The sequence below is a fragment of the Pseudomonas taetrolens genome (assembly GCF_900475285.1).
Lineage (GTDB): Bacteria > Pseudomonadota > Gammaproteobacteria > Pseudomonadales > Pseudomonadaceae > Aquipseudomonas > Aquipseudomonas taetrolens.
Map to the genome: position 1 here is coordinate 854,148 of NZ_LS483370.1, position 16,651 is coordinate 870,798.

The 16,651-nt window shown below is 57.4% G+C and carries 17 protein-coding genes and 1 other RNA gene; 14 read left to right on the forward strand and 4 right to left on the reverse strand.

The window, feature by feature from the left end:
- The first annotated feature begins 57 nt into the window (after positions 1-57).
- The 5 genes from petA (at position 58) to DQN55_RS04175 (ending at position 3,875) form a co-directional block, all read left to right on the forward strand.
- Positions 58-651 (forward strand): ubiquinol-cytochrome c reductase iron-sulfur subunit, encoded by a 594-nt coding sequence (petA, locus tag DQN55_RS04155; RefSeq protein ID WP_048378165.1) that lies wholly within the window; start codon positions 58-60, stop codon positions 649-651.
- Positions 651-1,862, forward strand: coding sequence for a cytochrome b (locus DQN55_RS04160; RefSeq protein WP_048378164.1), 1,212 nt, complete (start codon positions 651-653; stop codon positions 1,860-1,862). The genes petA and DQN55_RS04160 overlap by 1 nt, the downstream gene beginning before the upstream one ends.
- Complete coding sequence (locus DQN55_RS04165; protein ID WP_048378163.1) at positions 1,862-2,641, forward strand: cytochrome c1; 780 nt, start codon at positions 1,862-1,864, stop codon at positions 2,639-2,641. The genes DQN55_RS04160 and DQN55_RS04165 overlap by 1 nt, the downstream gene beginning before the upstream one ends.
- Positions 2,642-2,826: 185 nt before the next feature.
- A complete protein-coding gene (locus DQN55_RS04170; RefSeq protein ID WP_016779514.1) occupies positions 2,827-3,444 on the forward strand; it encodes a glutathione S-transferase N-terminal domain-containing protein in 618 nt (205 codons plus the stop codon).
- Positions 3,445-3,461: 17 nt separating this feature from the next.
- Positions 3,462-3,875, forward strand: coding sequence for a ClpXP protease specificity-enhancing factor (locus tag DQN55_RS04175; protein ID WP_048378162.1), 414 nt, complete (start codon positions 3,462-3,464; stop codon positions 3,873-3,875).
- 54 nt (positions 3,876-3,929) lie between these two features.
- Here the strand turns inward: DQN55_RS04175 and DQN55_RS04180 are convergent, their stop codons facing one another.
- The 4 genes from DQN55_RS04180 to DQN55_RS04195 all read right to left on the reverse strand — a co-directional run bounded on the left by DQN55_RS04180 (position 3,930) and on the right by DQN55_RS04195 (position 7,379).
- Positions 3,930-4,511 (reverse strand): BON domain-containing protein, encoded by a 582-nt coding sequence (locus tag DQN55_RS04180; protein WP_048378161.1) that lies wholly within the window; start codon positions 4,509-4,511, stop codon positions 3,930-3,932.
- Complete coding sequence (locus tag DQN55_RS04185; RefSeq protein ID WP_048378160.1) at positions 4,508-5,101, reverse strand: phosphoheptose isomerase; 594 nt, start codon at positions 5,099-5,101, stop codon at positions 4,508-4,510. Before DQN55_RS04185 ends, DQN55_RS04180 begins: the two co-directional genes overlap by 4 nt.
- 137 nt (positions 5,102-5,238) lie before the next feature.
- Entirely contained in the window at positions 5,239-5,601 is a 363-nt protein-coding gene (locus tag DQN55_RS04190) for a YraN family protein (protein WP_048378159.1), read from the reverse strand.
- Entirely contained in the window at positions 5,601-7,379 is a 1,779-nt protein-coding gene (locus DQN55_RS04195) for a penicillin-binding protein activator (protein ID WP_048378158.1), read from the reverse strand. The genes DQN55_RS04190 and DQN55_RS04195 overlap by 1 nt, the downstream gene beginning before the upstream one ends.
- A gap of 215 nt (positions 7,380-7,594) precedes the next feature.
- On the opposite strand from DQN55_RS04195, the gene rsmI reads away from it, so the two are divergent.
- The 9 genes from rsmI to mraY all read left to right on the forward strand — a co-directional run bounded on the left by rsmI (position 7,595) and on the right by mraY (position 16,649).
- On the forward strand, positions 7,595-8,470 hold the full coding sequence (gene rsmI, locus DQN55_RS04200) for a 16S rRNA (cytidine(1402)-2'-O)-methyltransferase (protein ID WP_048378455.1): 876 nt from the start codon (positions 7,595-7,597) through the stop codon (positions 8,468-8,470).
- A 136-nt stretch (positions 8,471-8,606) separates the two neighbouring features.
- An RNA gene (gene rnpB, locus DQN55_RS04205) (RNase P RNA component class A) lies at positions 8,607-8,960 on the forward strand.
- Positions 8,961-9,318: 358 nt separating this feature from the next.
- Positions 9,319-9,774: a division/cell wall cluster transcriptional repressor MraZ gene (mraZ, locus tag DQN55_RS04210; protein WP_048378157.1), complete on the forward strand. Its 456-nt coding sequence runs from the start codon at positions 9,319-9,321 to the stop codon at positions 9,772-9,774.
- Positions 9,771-10,718 carry a 16S rRNA (cytosine(1402)-N(4))-methyltransferase RsmH gene (gene rsmH, locus DQN55_RS04215; RefSeq protein ID WP_048378156.1) on the forward strand — a complete coding sequence of 316 codons (948 nt, stop codon included), beginning with the start codon at positions 9,771-9,773 and terminating at the stop codon, positions 10,716-10,718. The genes mraZ and rsmH overlap by 4 nt, the downstream gene beginning before the upstream one ends.
- On the forward strand, positions 10,715-11,008 hold the full coding sequence (gene ftsL, locus DQN55_RS04220) for a cell division protein FtsL (RefSeq protein WP_048378155.1): 294 nt from the start codon (positions 10,715-10,717) through the stop codon (positions 11,006-11,008). Before rsmH ends, ftsL begins: the two co-directional genes overlap by 4 nt.
- Entirely contained in the window at positions 11,005-12,744 is a 1,740-nt protein-coding gene (locus tag DQN55_RS04225; RefSeq protein WP_048378154.1) for a peptidoglycan D,D-transpeptidase FtsI family protein, read from the forward strand. Before ftsL ends, DQN55_RS04225 begins: the two co-directional genes overlap by 4 nt.
- The gene (locus DQN55_RS04230; protein ID WP_048378153.1) at positions 12,744-14,207 is read left to right on the forward strand and encodes a UDP-N-acetylmuramoyl-L-alanyl-D-glutamate--2,6-diaminopimelate ligase; all 1,464 of its coding nucleotides are present in this window, start codon (positions 12,744-12,746) and stop codon (positions 14,205-14,207) included. Before DQN55_RS04225 ends, DQN55_RS04230 begins: the two co-directional genes overlap by 1 nt.
- The gene (locus DQN55_RS04235) at positions 14,200-15,567 is read left to right on the forward strand and encodes a UDP-N-acetylmuramoyl-tripeptide--D-alanyl-D-alanine ligase (protein ID WP_048378152.1); all 1,368 of its coding nucleotides are present in this window, start codon (positions 14,200-14,202) and stop codon (positions 15,565-15,567) included. The genes DQN55_RS04230 and DQN55_RS04235 overlap by 8 nt, the downstream gene beginning before the upstream one ends.
- On the forward strand, positions 15,567-16,649 hold the full coding sequence (gene mraY / locus DQN55_RS04240) for a phospho-N-acetylmuramoyl-pentapeptide-transferase (RefSeq protein WP_048378151.1): 1,083 nt from the start codon (positions 15,567-15,569) through the stop codon (positions 16,647-16,649). Before DQN55_RS04235 ends, mraY begins: the two co-directional genes overlap by 1 nt.
- Positions 16,650-16,651 lie beyond the last annotated feature (2 nt).

The following is a 16,651-nucleotide window of genomic DNA, read 5'->3' on the forward strand; positions in this document are numbered from 1 at the left end:
TTTTTACTTAGTAGACGCCTGATTTAACAGGCCACAAAGCTGATGGGAGAGGACTGAATGAGCAATGACGGCGTAAATGTCGGCCGGCGTCGCTTCCTCGTAGCAGCCACATCCGTGGTAGGTGCTGCAGGAGCGGTGGGGGCTGCGGTCCCGTTCGTGGGGTCATGGTTTCCCAGTGCCAAGGCGAAAGCCGCAGGCGCACCGGTGAAAGTGAATATTGCCAAGGTCGAGCCAGGTCAGCAGATGATTGCTGAGTGGCGTGGTCAGCCGGTATTCATCGTACGCCGCACCGAGGAGATCCTGGCAAATCTGAAGAAGATTGAGGGACAGCTTGCTGATCCTGATTCCAAGCAATCTGATCAGCCTGCTTACGTGAATCCAGAGTTGCGGTCGATCAAGCCAGAGATTTTGCTACTGATCGGTATTTGCACCCATTTGGGCTGCTCGCCAACATTCCGTCCCGAAGTGGCCCCTGCCGATCTGGGCAAGGATTGGGTCGGTGGTTATTTCTGTCCTTGTCATGGTTCGCACTATGATTTGGCTGGCCGTGTTTACAAGGCCCAACCAGCTCCGTTGAACCTGCCAGTACCGCCCTACTACTATGAGACGGACAACATTGTTGTCGTTGGCCTCGATGGGGAGAACGCGTAATGAGCAAGTTCATGGATTGGATTGATGCCCGCTTCCCCGCCACAAAAATGTGGGAAGACCATCTCAGCAAATATTACGCTCCGAAAAACTTCAACTTTTTCTACTTCTTTGGCTCCCTCGCATTGCTCGTTCTGGTTAACCAGATCGTCACCGGTGTGTGGCTGACCATGAGTTACACGCCGTCGGCAGAAGAGGCCTTTGCTTCTGTCGAATACATCATGCGTGACGTTGAGTACGGCTCCATTCTGCGCCTGCTGCACTCCACAGGAGCGTCGGCATTCTTTATCGTGGTTTACCTGCACATGTTCCGTGGCTTGCTCTACGGCTCATACCAGAAGCCGCGAGAGCTGGTCTGGCTGTTTGGCATGATGATCTATCTGGCCCTGATGGCTGAGGCCTTCATGGGCTATCTGCTGCCATGGGGTCAAATGTCCTACTGGGGCGCCCAGGTGATCATTTCGCTGTTCGGTGCGATTCCGGTTATCGGTAACGACCTGACTCAGTGGATTCGTGGTGACTACCTGATTTCCGGCATTACCCTGAACCGCTTCTTTGCCCTGCACGTAGTGGCCTTGCCGATCGTGATTCTGGGGTTGGTGGTGCTGCACGTTCTGGCCTTGCACGAAGTCGGGTCCAACAACCCGGATGGCGTGGACATCAAGAAGCACAAAGACGAAAACGGCGTACCGCTGGACGGCATTGCCTTCCATCCGTACTACACCGTGAAAGATATCGTCGGTGTCGTTGTGTTCCTGTTTATCTTCTGCTCGATTGTGTTTTTCTTCCCGGAGATGGGTGGTTACTTCCTGGAAAAACCGAACTTTGAGCAGGCGAACGCCTTTAAGACGCCAGAACACATTGCGCCTGTTTGGTACTTCACGCCTTTCTACGCGATCTTGCGTGCGATCCCGGACAAGCTGCTGGGGGTCATTGCCATGGGCGCCGCGATTGCCGTGCTGTTCGTGCTGCCGTGGCTTGACCGCAGTCCTGTGAAGTCCATGCGCTACAAAGGCTGGATGAGCAAGATCTGGCTGTGGGTGTTCTGTATCTCGTTCGTGATTCTGGGTGTGTTGGGTGTATTGGCGCCGACCCCGGGCCGTACGCTGTTGTCACAGGTCTGCACGTTCCTGTACTTCGCCTACTTCATTCTGATGCCGTTCTACACCCGGCTCGAGAAGACCAAACCGGTTCCGGAAAGGGTGACTGGCTGATGAAAAAGCTATTTGCGGTGTTGATGCTCGCTGTTATGCCTGTATTGTCCTTCGCTGCCGAGCAGGGAGTACAGCTCGACAAGGTCGATATTGATGTGTCTGACAAGGCGGCCATGCAGGACGGTGCGCGTACCTTTGCCAACTATTGCATGGGTTGTCACAGCGCCAAGTTCCAGCGTTACGAGCGTGTGGCTGATGATCTTGGTATTCCTCATGAGGTCATGCTCGATAACCTGGTGTTCACGGGCGCCAAAATTGGCGATCACATGAAGATCGGCATGCAGCCCGACGATGCCAAGGCATGGTTCGGTGCTGCACCGCCTGACCTGACGCTGGTGGCCCGTGTACGGGGTACAGACTGGCTTTACAGCTACCTGCGCGCGTTCTATGAAGACCCGTCACGGCCTTGGGGCGTGAACAACAAGGTCTTCCCGAACGTGGGCATGCCTAACGTTCTGGCGCCGCTGCAAGGTCGTCAGGTTGTAGGTTGCAAGCAAGTACAGATCGTCGAAGACGGCAAGAAGCAGTATGATCCGTTGACTGGCACGCCTTTGACACATGAAGCGTGCGACCAGCTGACAGTTCTGCCAAAAACCGGCGCGCTGACTGAAGAGCAGTTCGATGAGAAGATCAAGAATCTTGTGACCTTCCTGGCCTACTCGGCAAACCCGGTGAAGCTGGAGCATCAGCGAATCGGTACTTACGTTCTGCTCTACCTGGCTTTCTTCTTTGTATTCGCTTATCTGCTCAAGCGCGAATACTGGAAAGATGTGCACTGATATCGTTACACGCATTGCTGTTAATCGTGCGCGCCCGAGGGTGTCTCTGAAAAGGTAACAGTGCAGGACACGTGGCAGGCTGGGGCAACCCCCCTGACTGCCCGGATTCTGCGGTTATCGGAGACGTTCCTTGGGCGTGTTCGTTTTTCCGCTCCTGATTATTTCAACAAGCGAGGAGGACCGCCATGGGCGTGACCAATCGGTTGGCCTGTTACTCCGACCCCGCCGACCACTATTCCCACCGAGTACGTATTGTGCTCGCAGAGAAAGGTGTCAGCGCCGAGATCATTAGTGTGGAGGCGGGCCGTCAGCCGCCGAAACTGATCGAAGTGAACCCCTACGGCAGCCTGCCAACCCTGGTCGATCGTGACCTGGCGTTGTGGGAATCTACCGTGGTAATGGAATATCTGGATGAGCGCTATCCGCACCCGCCATTGTTGCCGGTTTACCCGGTGGCGCGTGCCAATAGCCGCTTGCTGATCCATCGCATCCAGCGGGACTGGTGTGCGCTGGTGGATCTGATTCTGGATTCGCGCACCAAGGAGCCTGCCCGGGTGCAGGCCCGCAAAGAGTTGCGAGAGAGTTTGACCGGCGTTTCTGCATTGTTTGCCGACAAACCTTTTTTCCTCAGTGACGAGCAAAGTCTGGTCGACTGCTGTCTGTTGCCGATACTCTGGCGCTTGCCTGTTTTGGGTATTGAATTGCCGCGGCCGGCCAAGCCGCTGCTTGACTATATGGAGCGCCAGTTTGCGCGTGAGGCTTTCCAGGCGAGTCTGTCTGGTGTCGAACGCGATATGCGCTAAGGCTTTAGGAGCCCTTGATGAATTCAAGTCGACCTTATCTGGTGCGTGCGCTCTATGAGTGGATTGTGGATAACGATTGCACTCCGCACATGCTGGTTAATTCTGACTACCCGAAGGTGCAAGTGCCTCAGGGTTTTGCCAGTGACGGGCAAATTGTCCTGAATGTATCGCCCGCTGCCGTGCGCCAACTGCACATGGATAACGACGCTGTAAGCTTTGAAGGTCGTTTTGGTGGTGTGCCGCACACGCTGTACGTGCCTATGTCGGCGATTCTGGGGGTTTACGCCCGTGAGAATGGCCAGGGCATGGTGTTCGACCTGGAAGAGTCCCTTGAGGGCGATGACGAGGTTGAGCCGGATGATGATGGGCCGCCATCAGGGACTGAGCCACCAAGACCTACGGGTCGGCCAAGCCTGAAAGTGGTCAAGTAATAAAAAAAGGCGACCTGCGAGGGTCGCCTTTTTTATGCCTGCAAAATCTGTTGGTCAGTCAATGTACTCGAACAGTTTTACGATCTTCTGCACGCCGGAGACGCCCTGTACCAGGTTGGTGGCGCGAGTGGCTTCCTGTTTGGTCACCAGGCCGAGCATGTAGACGATACCGTTTTCGGTGACGATCTTGATGCGCGAGCCGGGAATCGCATTGTCGGCCAGCATTTGGGTTTTGATCTTGGTGGTCAGCCAGGCATCGTTGTTACGCGCCAGGATCGAGGAAGGGGCGATGACCTGAAGTTCGTTGTTAACCTTTTTTACACGCTGGACCGCGGCTGCAGCCTGCTCGGCCTGTGCCTTGAGGTCAGCGCGCGGGGTTTGTCCTGCCAGCAGCACGATCCCGTTGTAGCTGGTGACGACGATGTGCGAGGCGGTGTCCAGGTCGGGGTTGGCCTTGGCTATGTTCACCGCGACTTTGGTTTCAATCAGGGAGTCGTCAATTTTGCTGCCGAACGTGCGGGTGCCGCGATCATCTTCAATCGGCGCGTCGCGGGTGGCGGTCAGTACCGAGCTGCAGCCGGTGGTGAGGCCGAGGCACAGTGTCAATGCCATTAGGCTAAGGCGATTAAAAGTCATTCTTCACTCCCGAACAGTTGACTGTCGATCAGATCGCACAAGCAATGGATCGCCAGCAGGTGGACTTCTTGGATGCGTGCAGTGACATTGGACGGGACGCGGATTTCCACGTCTTCGGGCAATAGCAGTGAAGCCATGCCGCCGCCATCGCGCCCGGTCATGGCGACCACGATCATTTCGCGATCATGTGCCGCCTGGATGGCCTGAATGATATTGGCCGAATTGCCGCTGGTGGATATGGCCAGCAGCACGTCACCGGGTTGACCGAGTGCGCGAATCTGTTTGGAAAAAATCTCGTTGAAGCTGTAATCGTTGGCGATCGAGGTGATCGTCGAACTGTCAGTGGTCAGCGCAATGGCGGGCAGGCTGGGGCGCTCCCGCTCAAAGCGGTTGAGCAGCTCGGATGAAAAGTGCTGGGCGTCACCTGCAGAACCGCCATTACCGCAAGAAAGCATTTTGCCTTCGTTGAGCAGGGCGTTGACCATTACTTGGCTGGCCTGCTCGATGTGGGGTGCAAGAACGTCCATCGCCTGCTGCTTGGTGTCGATGCTGGCTTGAAAAAGCTGGCGAATCCGGGATTGCATGTCCATCTATGTGACCTTAAGTAGGGCGGCTGGTCGGGCGTGATCCAGGTATTCCTGAGTGACTTCCCGGCACAAGAATGTGCAGCCCGCAAAGCAAAGCAAAATCGTTTTAAAAAGGGTGCTGGAATCTGCCTTGCAGCGGTTTAGCTGTCAAAGGCATTCCGTAGCCAGTTCAAGTGAGGTGTTGCGCTGTCCATTGTGACGACATCAAAGCGGCACGGGCTGTTGGCCCAGCGCGACTCGCGCTGCAAAAAATACTGGGCTGCGAGTATCAGCTTTTGACGCTTGCGGGCGTCAATGCTGGCCAGCGCGCCACCCCATTGTGCGTGGTGCCGGTAACGAACTTCGACGAATACTACTGTATCGCCGTCAAGCATGACCAGATCCAGCTCGCCACGCTTGCAGAGCCAGTTCTTTGCCAGCAGGCGTAAACCTTGTTGCTCAAGATGCCGTAGCGCCAGGCGCTCGGCATCCTTGCCAGTCTGCTGGCGTGAGCTGTCGGGCATCAGTAGCGAGTGTCAGGCAGGCGTTGAATCTGGCCGTTCACAAACTCGGCCCATGGCAGCTGGCGCTCGACACGTTGGGTCGGGCTCATGCTGAGGCTGCCGGACAAACCGTCTATCCGAGTATCAGGCAGGGCTTTCAGTTGGCCCAGGCTAGGCGTCAGGCGATAGGCGTCAATGCCCATTGCATAAAGACGGCCCAGGCTGCCGCCGGCTTGTGGCCACTGAGCCGAAACTTGCTGGCGCAACGGGTTGGCAGGTTCGAGCAGCCATGGTGTTTCACAAAAGCGGACGCCATTCATGTCCTTGTACTGGTTCAGGTCACCGCTGGCGCTGAAAACGTGGGACGTTGCGTAAACAGGCAGGTCACCTGCGTACTGGTAGTTCAGGGTCGGTTTGATCTGTTGGGCTTGCTGAGGGGTTGCTGCCAGGAAGATGAACTCCAGGTCCTGGCGGCGTGAAGGCTGTTCTGTGCCCGACTTGCCGGCGTTGCGCAGTTGAACCAGCTCGGCAACCTGTTGTGCCAGTGCGACGGGTTTATCAATGTATTCAATGCCGACAATGGTGCCGCCGCTGGCTTCCCATTCCTGGCGGAAGGCCTTGAGTACGCGCTCACCCCATTCGCCCTTGGGCACCATGGCGCCAGCGCGAGTCAGGCCGTCAGCGTGCGCGCGACGGGCCACTTCGCGGGCTTCGTCTTCAGCGGCCAGGCCAAACTGAAACAGCTGCGCCGGGCCTTGTGTGCCCTCGCTGTAGTTCAGGGCCAGGGTTGTGATCGGCAGTTGCGGACGGCTGCTGAGTTGTTTGACCAGAGGTTTTTCCAGGGGGCCAACCACCAGTTGCACGCCATCGGCCTGGGCCTGACGGTAGAAGTCATCCAGCGAGGTCAGGCGCGAGCTGTCATAGAACTGAATGCCTGGCGGATTTTGTCCGGCCTGTTGTGCCTGGTAATGCGCGGCCATGAAACCATCGCGCAGGGCTCTGCTGACAGAAGCCAGCTGGCCGCTCTGTGGTAGCAGCAGGGCGATTTTGGTCAGCGGCTGGCTAGCCAGCTCCTTGAGCTTGACCAGTGGTGTTGGCAACTGGATAGCTGCCGGGTGAGCCGGGTTTTGCATGCGCCATTGATCAATGGCGTTCTGCTGATCCTGCAAGGTGCCAGCACTCTTGACTGTCAGGGCCAGCGACATCCAGCCACCCAGCACGTCATTGCCCTGAGGCTGTAGCTGGTCGACCGGTAGTGCTGCAACCAGTGCCCAGATGGCTTCATTGTTCTGGGTGGCGGCATCGCCAGTCAGATGGGGAGCCATGGCTGCACGTTCGCGAGCGCTGGACAGGAGTTGGTCGTCGGCTTCGAATGCACGTGCATGAACGGTATGCGTGCGCACTTGCAAGTCGGTCGGCAGTTCATTGATGCGTGACAGGCTTGGGTGGTTCAAGGCGGTCAATGCCGCTTTGTGGTCGTTGCGGCTCATCGCCAGTTCGGCTGCCAGCGTACTGGCAAATACTTGCTGGGCGGGCTTGAGTTGCTCCAGCGGAACCTGTGCCAGGATCTGCTGAGCGCGCTCATTATTCTGTTGGCGAATGGCAAGATCTGCAGCCGACAGGCGCAGTAGAGCGGCCTTTTCCGGATTTGAGGTCTCGGACGCTTGCTGGAGCAATTGCTCGAGGCTGGCGTCTGGAGTCCGTGGGAGTTCGCCAAGGCTGGACGAGGGCGAGCTGGCGCAAGCCGCCAGCAAGGCAGCAAGGCAGAGGGCAGTGAACAGCCGCAGGCAAGCGATCATGTAGTGTTCCTGTTACTCGATCAAATAAGTGGGGAAGTGTACCCAAGCACTGGCCCGGGCGCGATGTTACAGGTGATAAAGCTGAATATTAGATGTGATATGCGGGGTGTGACCGTGAAAGTTTGCAGATAAGCGTTCCCGTGCATGCCGGTGGGTGCGTTCAACAGGGTGCTACGCGCTACAATGGTGCCTTTAACTCTTATGAGGTGCGCGTTTTGACTGCTCCAGGTAATTTGAATTCCGTTGTCGGCTCACTTTATGTGGTGGCCACGCCCATCGGTAACCTGGACGACATCAGTGCGCGTGCACTTAAAGTGTTGCGTGACGTCTCGCTGATTGCGGCCGAAGACACTCGGCACTCCCTGCGGTTGCTGCAGTATTTTGGTATTTCGACCCCGCTGGGTGCCTGCCACGAGCACAACGAGCGCGATGAGGGTAGTCGGTTTATTCAGCGCCTGTTGGCGGGCGAAGATGTTGCACTGATCTCTGATGCCGGTACGCCGTTGATCTCGGATCCTGGCTATCACCTGGTGCGCCAGGCACGAGCGGCCGGTGTGCAAGTCGTGCCCGTGCCGGGTGCGTGCGCCTTGATTGCTGCGTTGTCTGCGGCGGGGCTGCCGTCTGATCGTTTTATCTTTGAGGGGTTTCTGCCGGCCAAGGCCGTCGGACGTCGTTCGCGCCTGGAGTTACTCAAAGAAGAGCCGCGTACGCTGATTTTTTATGAGGCGCCTCACCGTATTCTTGAGTGTTTGCAAGATCTGGAGCTGGTGTTTGGTCCTGAGCGCCCGGCGCTGCTGGCGCGTGAGCTGACCAAAACCTTCGAAACGCTGAAGGGTTTGCCCCTGTCCGAGTTGCGCGCTTTTGTCGAAGGTGACAGTAATCAGCAGCGCGGAGAGTGCGTGGTTCTGGTTGCCGGGTGGACCCCTCCTGAAACAGATGAGGTCGTCAGTACAGAAGCCATGCGTATCCTCGACTTGTTACTTAAAGAGATGCCGCTCAAGCGTGCCGCAGCACTTGCTGCCGAGATCACCGGCGAGCGCAAGAATGTTTTGTATCAAGTGGCGCTGGAAAAACAAAAGGCGACTGATTGATCTGATCGGTTAGTGGCGTTTTGATGCTGGGCGGTCTTTGCGCGTGCATGCAAGGGCTTTAAGTCGGGTGGTTGAAGATGCCATCCGGCTTTTAATGCTTGTTCTATACACGCTGTACAGTTAATCTTTGCGGCGGAGAGTCGATTGGACAGTCGCTGCCCTCTATGAAAATTAGGGGGGGGAGGAAAGTCCGGGCTCCATAGGGCGAAGTGCCAGGTAATGCCTGGGAGGCGTGAGCCTACGGAAAGTGCCACAGAAAATAACCGCCTAAGCGCTTCGGCGCCGGTAAGGGTGAAAAGGTGCGGTAAGAGCGCACCGCACGACTGGCAACAGTTCGTGGCTAGGTAAACCCCACTTGGAGCAAGACCAAATAGGGTTCCAAGGCGTGGCCCGCGCTGGAACCGGGTAGGTTGCTAAAGATGTCCAGTGATGGCCATCGTAGACGAATGACTGTTCACGACAGAACCCGGCTTACAGATCGACTCTCCACCTTATTTCCTCTGCCTGCACTGCAGGCAGATTGCTATATGAAAGACTCGCTTTATCCCCCTCGTTATACCTCGCTAGAAAAAGCCTCTGTGTAATGCCAAAAAGTTCTTACTCTTAACAAACTACTTTAAGTTTGGAGCTCAGAGCTTTGAGTTTGTTGCGCATAGCAGGTCTAAAAAAACTTTCATTTAGTGCCCTCCGCCCATTTCTTCTCCTAAATCTCCGTTATGTAAGGATTTTCCTTCAGGCCGCGCCTTGACGGTGTGGTGGGCGCATTCCTATAGTGTGCGCAAGTGGCGAAAAGTGGCATAAAGTGGGTTTTCTAGACGTAAAACGCTAAAATTTGGAGAAACGCCCTCGTGTTTCGTGGAGCCAACGCAATCAGTCTCGATGCAAAGGGTCGTCTCGCAATGCCGAGCCGGTACCGTGACGAGCTGAATTCGCGTAGTTCCGGGCAACTGATCGTGACCATTGATGCGGTAGATCCCTGCTTGTGTGTGTACCCGCTGGATGAGTGGGAGTTGATTGAAACCAAGCTGCGGGCGTTGCCTTCATTGCGTGAAGAGAACCGCCGTTTGCAACGTCTGTTGATTGGTAACGCCGTCGATCTGGAGCTCGATGGCAGTGGTCGTTTTCTGGTGCCGCCGCGTCTGCGTGAATATGCCAAGTTGGAGAAGCACGCGATGTTGGTAGGTCAGCTAAACAAGTTTCAACTGTGGGACGAGGATGCCTGGGAGGCTGTTTCTGCCGCCGACCTTGCAGCCATTCAACAACCGGGCGCGATGCCTGACGAACTGCGTGATTTAATCCTGTGACTATTGATAGCGACTTCAACCACATCACCGTACTGCTTGACGAAGCCGTAGAGGCTCTCGCCGTACGTCCTGATGGATGCTATCTGGATGGCACCTTCGGTCGCGGTGGACATAGCCGCCTGATACTTCAGAAGCTGGGCCCCGAGGGACGTTTGCTCGGGTTTGATAAAGATCCTCAAGCGATTGCCACGGGGCAAGCGCTAGCGGCCGAAGACGGCCGCTTTGTCATTGTGCAACGCAGCTTCGCCGAGATGGGATCCGAAATCGCTTCCCGCGGTCTGGCCGGCAAGGTCAATGGTGTGCTGCTTGATCTTGGCGTGTCTTCACCACAGCTGGACGACCCTGAGCGCGGTTTCAGCTTCATGAACGATGGTCCGTTGGACATGCGCATGAATCCTGACAGCGGGATCAGTGCTGCCGAGTTTGTGAATACCGCTTCCCAGGAAGAAATAGCCCGCGTCTTCAAAGAGTACGGCGAAGAGCGTTTTTCCGGCCGTATGGCCCGGGCCGTGGTTGAGCGTCGTGCGATCACTCCGTTCGAGCGCACGGGTGACCTGGCTGAAGTGCTGAAGGTGGCCAATCCGGCCTGGGAAAAGGGCAAGCACCCGGCAACCCGTACCTTTCAGGGGTTGCGCATTCACGTAAATAACGAGCTGGGCGACCTCAAGGCGGGTCTTGAGGCTGCGCTGGAGTCGCTGGAAGTGGGCGGCCGTCTGGTGGTCATCAGCTTCCATTCCCTTGAAGACCGTATCGTCAAATTATTCATGCGTGATCTGGTCAAGGGTGAGCCCGATAACCTGCCACGCGGGTTGCCGGTGCAGCATGCTGCCTTCGACCCTGTTATCAAAATCCATGGCAAGGCGCAGTTCGCTTCCGAAGCAGAACTCAAAGCCAATCCGCGCTCGCGCAGCGCTGTCATGCGCGTCGCGGAGAAGCTTCGTTGAACAAGCTCTTCGCCAAACCACTTCCCGGCGGAAGTTTTTTCATGCTGCTGTTGTTTATTGGCGTGCTGGTTTCGGCTGTCGGCGTTTCCTACAGCGCGCACTGGAATCGGCAACTGCTCAATACCCTGTACGGGGAGTTGAGCATACGTGACAAGGCGCAGGCAGAATGGGGGCGCTTGATCCTTGAGCAAAGCACCTGGACTGCCCATAGCCGTATCGAAACACTGGCCAGCGAACAACTGAAAATGCGCATCCCGGGCGCTGCAGAAGTTCGGATGGTGGCGCCATGATCAAACTCGAAGGCGCACTCTATCCGTGGCGTTTTCGTGTGGTGCTGGCATTGCTGGCACTGCTGGTCGGCGCCATTGCATGCCAGATCGTTTACCTGCAAGTCATCGACCATGATTTCCTCAAGGGCCAGGGCGATGCTCGCAGCATGCGTCATATCCCGATTCCTGCGCACCGTGGTCTGATTACCGACCGCAATGGTGAGCCCCTGGCTGTCAGCACACCGGTTACGACCTTGTGGGCCAATGCCAAGGAAATGCAGTCTGCTAAAGATCGCTGGCCAGCCCTGGCCCATGCATTGGGCCAGGACCCGAAAGCACTGAGTGCGCGTCTGCTCCAGCAAGCCAATAAAGAGTTCATTTATCTCGTGCGAGGGCTGACGCCTGAGCAGGGTCAGGGTGTGCTCGACCTTAAAGTGCCGGGCGTTTATGGCATTGAAGAGTTCCGTCGCTTTTACCCTGCGGGTGAAGTCGCGGCGCATATGGTCGGTTTTACCGATATTGACGATAAAGGCCGTGAAGGCGTTGAGCTGGCGTATGACGAGTGGCTGGCCGGTGTTCCAGGCAAGCGGCAAGTGATCAAGGACCGCCGCGGACGTCTGATCAAAGATGTACAGGTCACCAAAAACGCCAAGGCCGGAAAGACCTTGGCGTTGTCGATTGACCTGCGCCTGCAATACCTGGCCAACCGTGAACTGCGCAATGCGCTGGTGGAAAACGGGGCCAAGGCCGGCAGCCTGGTGATCATGGATGTGAAGACCGGCGAGATCCTGGCCATGGTCAACCAGCCAACCTACAACCCCAATAACCGTCGTAATCTGCAGCCGGCGATGATGCGTAACCGCGCCATGATCGACGTGTTTGAGCCGGGTTCGACGGTCAAACCGATTTCCATGAGTGCCGCTCTTGAGTCCGGCCGCTGGAAGCCGACCGACAAGGTCGAGGTTTATCCAGGCACCCTGAAGCTGGGCAAATACACCATCCGGGACGTATCGCGTACCGAAGGTCCGGTCCTTGACTTGACCGGTATTTTGATCAACTCCAGTAACGTGGGCATGAGCAAGGTCGCCTTCGATATTGGCGGCGAAGCCATTTTCCGCACCATGGCCAAGCTGGGCCTGGGGCAGGACACGGGCCTGGGCTTTCCGGGTGAGCGTGTCGGCAACCTGCCGAACTATCGCGAATGGCGCAAAGCTGAAACCGCAACGCTGTCCTACGGCTACGGCGTGTCCGTGACCGCGATCCAGTTGGTGCATGCCTTCTCGGCCCTGGCCAACAACGGCAAGCTCGCTCCACTGACACTGCTCAAAACGGACAAGCTGCCCCAGTCGACGCAAGTCATGCCGGAGCAGGTCGCCAAAACCGTTCAGGGCATGTTGCAGGAAGTGATCGAGAACCCGCGTGGTGTCTGGCGTGCCAAGGTTCCGGCCTATCACGTTGGCGGCAAGTCCGGTACGGCGCGTAAAACCTCGTCCGGCGTCAAAGGCTACGCCGTGAATTCCTACCGTTCCCTGTTTGCCGGTTTTGGTCCGATGAGCGATCCGCGTTACGCGATCGTTGTGGTGATCGATGAGCCAAGCAAGGCCGGTTACTTCGGTGGTCTGGTCTCGGCCCCGGTTTTCAGCAAAGTCATGTCCGGCACTCTGCGCCTGATGAATGTGTCGCCGGATAACCTGCCGACGGCAGCGGAGCAACAAGCGGCGGCGACAGCTGCGGCAGCCAAAGGAGGGCGCGGCTAATGTCCCTGAGCCTGAACAAGATTTTTCCTCACGCAGGCCATGATCTGCTGATCCGCGAATTGACCCTTGATAGCCGCAACGTACGCGCGGGCGATCTGTTCCTCGCTGTGCCGGGTGGCAAGCTTGATGGGCGTGCGCACATCAGTGACGCTCTGGTTCGCGGCGCGGCTGCGGTTGCCTATGAAGTGGAAGGGGCGTCAGTGCTGCCGATCACATCGGTTCCCATGATTCCGGTCAAAGGGCTGGCCGCTCAATTGTCCGACATCGCCGGGCGCTTTTATGGCGAGCCGAGCCATCACCTCAATCTGGTCGGCGTTACAGGGACCAACGGCAAAACCAGCGTCACCCAATTGGTCGCCCAAGCGCTGGACCTGCTGGGCCAGCACTGCGGCATCGTGGGCACGCTGGGCACCGGCTTTTACGGTGCGCTGCAAACCGGGCGTCACACGACTCCTGACCCCATTGCCGTACAGGCCATGCTGGCAGACCTGAAAAAGGCCGGTGCCAAAGCGGTTGCCATGGAGGTTTCTTCCCATGGTCTTGATCAGGGCCGAGTCAGCGCGTTGGCGTTTGATGTGGCGGTACTGACCAACCTGTCCCGCGACCACCTTGATTACCACGGCACGATGCAAGCCTATGCCGCGGCCAAGGCCAAGCTGTTTGCCTGGCCTGACCTGCGTTGCCGGGTACTCAACCTGGATGACGATTTTGGTCGCCAGTTGGCCGCCGAGCCACACGCCTCTCGTCTGATCAGCTACAGCCTCGAAGACAGCAGCGCGTATCTGTATTGCCGTGAAGCCATATTCGATGACGAAGGTGTGCGCGCCACGTTGGTCACGCCGCAGGGCGAACACCATTTGCGCAGTACCTTGCTGGGGCGTTTCAACCTGAGCAACGTGCTGGCCGCTGTCGGCGCCTTGCTGGGTCTGGATTACGCCCTGGATGAAATCCTTGGCGTTCTGCCAAAACTGGAGGGCCCTGTGGGCCGCATGCAGCGTTTGGGTGGCGGTGCCAAACCGCTGGTGGTGGTCGATTACGCCCACACCCCGGACGCCCTGGAAAAAGTACTTCAGGCCTTGCGTCCTCACGTCAAAGGCAAGCTGCTGTGCCTGTTCGGTTGCGGCGGTGATCGCGATCGCGGCAAGCGCCCGTTGATGGCGCAGATCGTCGAGCGTCTGGCTGATGACGTGCTGGTGACAGATGACAATCCGCGCTCAGAAGATCCTGCGCAAATTTTTGATGACATCCGTGCCGGTTTTGCTTCGCCCGAGAACGTTGTGTTTGTTTCCGGTCGGGGTGAAGCGATTGCCCGGATGATTGCCGGCGCTGATGCCGAAGACGTCATTGTGCTGGCCGGCAAGGGGCACGAGGACTATCAGGAAATCAACGGCCAGCGCCACGATTTCTCTGATCTGGTCGAAGCCGATAAAGCCTTGAACACCTGGGAGGCTGCCCATGCTTAAGCCTCTGTTGCTCAGTGATGTGCAAGCAGCCTTGAAGGGGCGTCTGGTGGATGCCGATTGCCGCTTCAATGGCGTCAGTATCGACAGCCGTGCAATAACTCAGGGGCAGTTGTTCATCGCTCTGACCGGGCCGCGCTTCGATGGCCATGACTATCTGAATGAAGTCGCAGCCAAAGGCGCCGTGGCGGCTCTGGTTGAACGCCAAGTGCCTGAGTCGGCATTGCCGCAACTGGTGGTGAGCGACACCCGTCAGGCGCTCGGCCAACTGGCCGCGCTGAACCGTGCCGGTTACGACAAGCCTGTCGCTGCCATTACAGGCTCCAGCGGTAAGACCACGGTCAAGGAAATGCTCGCGTGCATTCTTCGTACCCGGGGTCCTGTGCTGGCCACCAAGGGCAACTTGAACAATGATTTGGGTGTGCCGCTGACCCTGCTGGAACTGACGCTGGAACACACCGCAGCAGTGATTGAGCTGGGCGCTTCGCGCATTGGCGAGATCGCCTACACCGTCGACATGACCCAGCCTCACGTTGCCGTGATCAACAATGCCGGCACTGCCCATGTGGGCGAGTTCGGTGGCCCGGAAAAAATCGTTGAGGCCAAGGGCGAGATTCTGGAAGGGTTGAAGGCCGATGGTATTGCCGTCCTGAATCTGGACGACAAGGCCTATGCCATTTGGCACGCCCGTGCTGCGGGTCGCAAGGTCCTCAGTTTCTCCCTGAACAACCCTGATGCCGATTTCTACGCCAGCAATCTGAGCCGTGATGCCCGTGGTTGCCCGGGCTTCGATTTGCACAGTCCATTGGGTGTCGGCCGCGTTCAGCTGAACCTTCTGGGTAGCCACAATATCGCCAATGCCCTGGCCGCTGCGGCGGCTGCCCATGCGCTGAATATCAAGCTATTTGGCATTACGTCGGGGCTTGAGGCCGTACAACCTGTCAAAGGACGTACGGTGGTGAAACTGACCGGCACAGGTCTGCGAATTATTGATGATACTTACAACGCAAACCCCACCTCAATGTGCGCTGCCGTTGATATACTCGCCGGCTTTTCCGGTCGCACCGTCCTGGTGCTCGGAGATATTGGTGAGCTGGGTGAGTGGGCGGAGCAAGGACATCGTGAAGTAGGCGCATACGCCGCCGACAAGGTTTCAGCGCTGTATGCGGTGGGACCGCTGATGGCTCATGCCGTCGCTGCATTTGGACACCAGGCTCGTCACTTCGCCAATCAGGCTGACCTGATCAAGGCGCTTCGCGCTGAACACGAAACAAACACCACTATTTTGATCAAGGGCTCGCGCAGCGCTGCGATGGAAAACGTCGTTGCGGCTTTGTGCGGTTCCAGCGGGGAGAAACACTAATGCTGCTGCTGCTAGCGGAGTATCTGCAACAGTTTCACAAGGGCTTCGCGGTCTTCCAGTACTTGTCCCTGCGCGGGATTCTAGGGGTACTGACCGCGTTGTCATTGTCACTGTGCCTGGGGCCGTGGATGATCCGCACCCTGCAAAACCGTCAGATCGGCCAGTCGGTCCGTAACGATGGTCCACAATCGCATCTGTCCAAATCCGGTACGCCGACCATGGGCGGGGCGCTGATTCTGTCGGCGATCGCCATCAGCACCTTGTTGTGGGCCGACTTGAGCAACCGTTATGTATGGGTCGTGCTCATTGTGACCTTGCTGTTCGGTGCTATCGGCTGGGTCGACGACTACCGCAAAGTTATCGAGAAAAACTCCCGCGGCCTTCCGAGCCGCTGGAAGTATTTCTGGCAGTCGGTATTCGGCCTGGGTGCAGCGATCTTCCTGTACGTGACGGCGCCAAGTGCGGTTGAAACCACGCTGATTCTACCGATCCTCAAAGACGCCAGCATTCCGCTGGGCATCGGCTTTGTGGTACTGACCTACTTCGTGATCGTGGGTTCGAGCAACGCGGTCAACCTGACTGACGGCCTCGACGGCCTGGCGATCATGCCTACCGTCATGGTCGGCGGTGCACTGGGTATCTTCTGCTACCTGTCGGGTAACGTGAAATTTGCAGACTACCTACTGATTCCCTACGTGCCCGGTGCCGGTGAGCTGATTGTGTTCTGCGGCGCCCTGATCGGCGCGGGCCTTGGTTTTCTCTGGTTCAACACCTATCCCGCACAAGTGTTCATGGGCGACGTAGGCGCGCTGGCGCTGGGCGCAGCCCTGGGGACGATTGCGGTGATCGTGCGGCAGGAAATCGTGCTGTTCATCATGGGCGGTGTGTTCGTGATGGAAACCCTGTCGGTGGTGATCCAGGTCGCGTCTTTCAAGTTGACCGGCAAGCGGGTGTTCCGCATGGCGCCGATTCATCACCACTTTGAACTCAAGGGCTGGCCCGAGCCGCGTGTGATTGTCCGTTTCTGGATTATCACCGTGATTCTCGTATTGGTCGGTCTTGCCACGCTGAAGCTGAGGTAGAA

Excerpts from the sequence above, each read along its gene's own strand:
- DQN55_RS04225 (WP_048378154.1), top strand. The coding sequence starts at position 11,005 with ATGATCAAACTCGAAGGCGCACTCTATCCGTGGCGTTTTCGTGTGGTG.
- DQN55_RS04170 (WP_016779514.1), top strand. The coding sequence starts at position 2,827 with ATGGGCGTGACCAATCGGTTGGCCTGTTACTCCGACCCCGCCGACCAC.
- DQN55_RS04180 (WP_048378161.1), bottom strand. The coding sequence starts at position 4,511 with ATGACTTTTAATCGCCTTAGCCTAATGGCATTGACACTGTGCCTCGGC.
- DQN55_RS04230 (WP_048378153.1), top strand. The coding sequence starts at position 12,744 with ATGTCCCTGAGCCTGAACAAGATTTTTCCTCACGCAGGCCATGATCTG.
- DQN55_RS04235 (WP_048378152.1), top strand. The coding sequence starts at position 14,200 with ATGCTTAAGCCTCTGTTGCTCAGTGATGTGCAAGCAGCCTTGAAGGGG.
- DQN55_RS04195 (WP_048378158.1), bottom strand. The coding sequence starts at position 7,379 with ATGATCGCTTGCCTGCGGCTGTTCACTGCCCTCTGCCTTGCTGCCTTG.
- DQN55_RS04175 (WP_048378162.1), top strand. The coding sequence starts at position 3,462 with ATGAATTCAAGTCGACCTTATCTGGTGCGTGCGCTCTATGAGTGGATT.
- petA (WP_048378165.1), top strand. The coding sequence starts at position 58 with ATGAGCAATGACGGCGTAAATGTCGGCCGGCGTCGCTTCCTCGTAGCA.
- DQN55_RS04190 (WP_048378159.1), bottom strand. The coding sequence starts at position 5,601 with ATGCCCGACAGCTCACGCCAGCAGACTGGCAAGGATGCCGAGCGCCTG.
- mraY (WP_048378151.1), top strand. The coding sequence starts at position 15,567 with ATGCTGCTGCTGCTAGCGGAGTATCTGCAACAGTTTCACAAGGGCTTC.
- DQN55_RS04165 (WP_048378163.1), top strand. The coding sequence starts at position 1,862 with ATGAAAAAGCTATTTGCGGTGTTGATGCTCGCTGTTATGCCTGTATTG.
- DQN55_RS04160 (WP_048378164.1), top strand. The coding sequence starts at position 651 with ATGAGCAAGTTCATGGATTGGATTGATGCCCGCTTCCCCGCCACAAAA.
- DQN55_RS04185 (WP_048378160.1), bottom strand. The coding sequence starts at position 5,101 with ATGGACATGCAATCCCGGATTCGCCAGCTTTTTCAAGCCAGCATCGAC.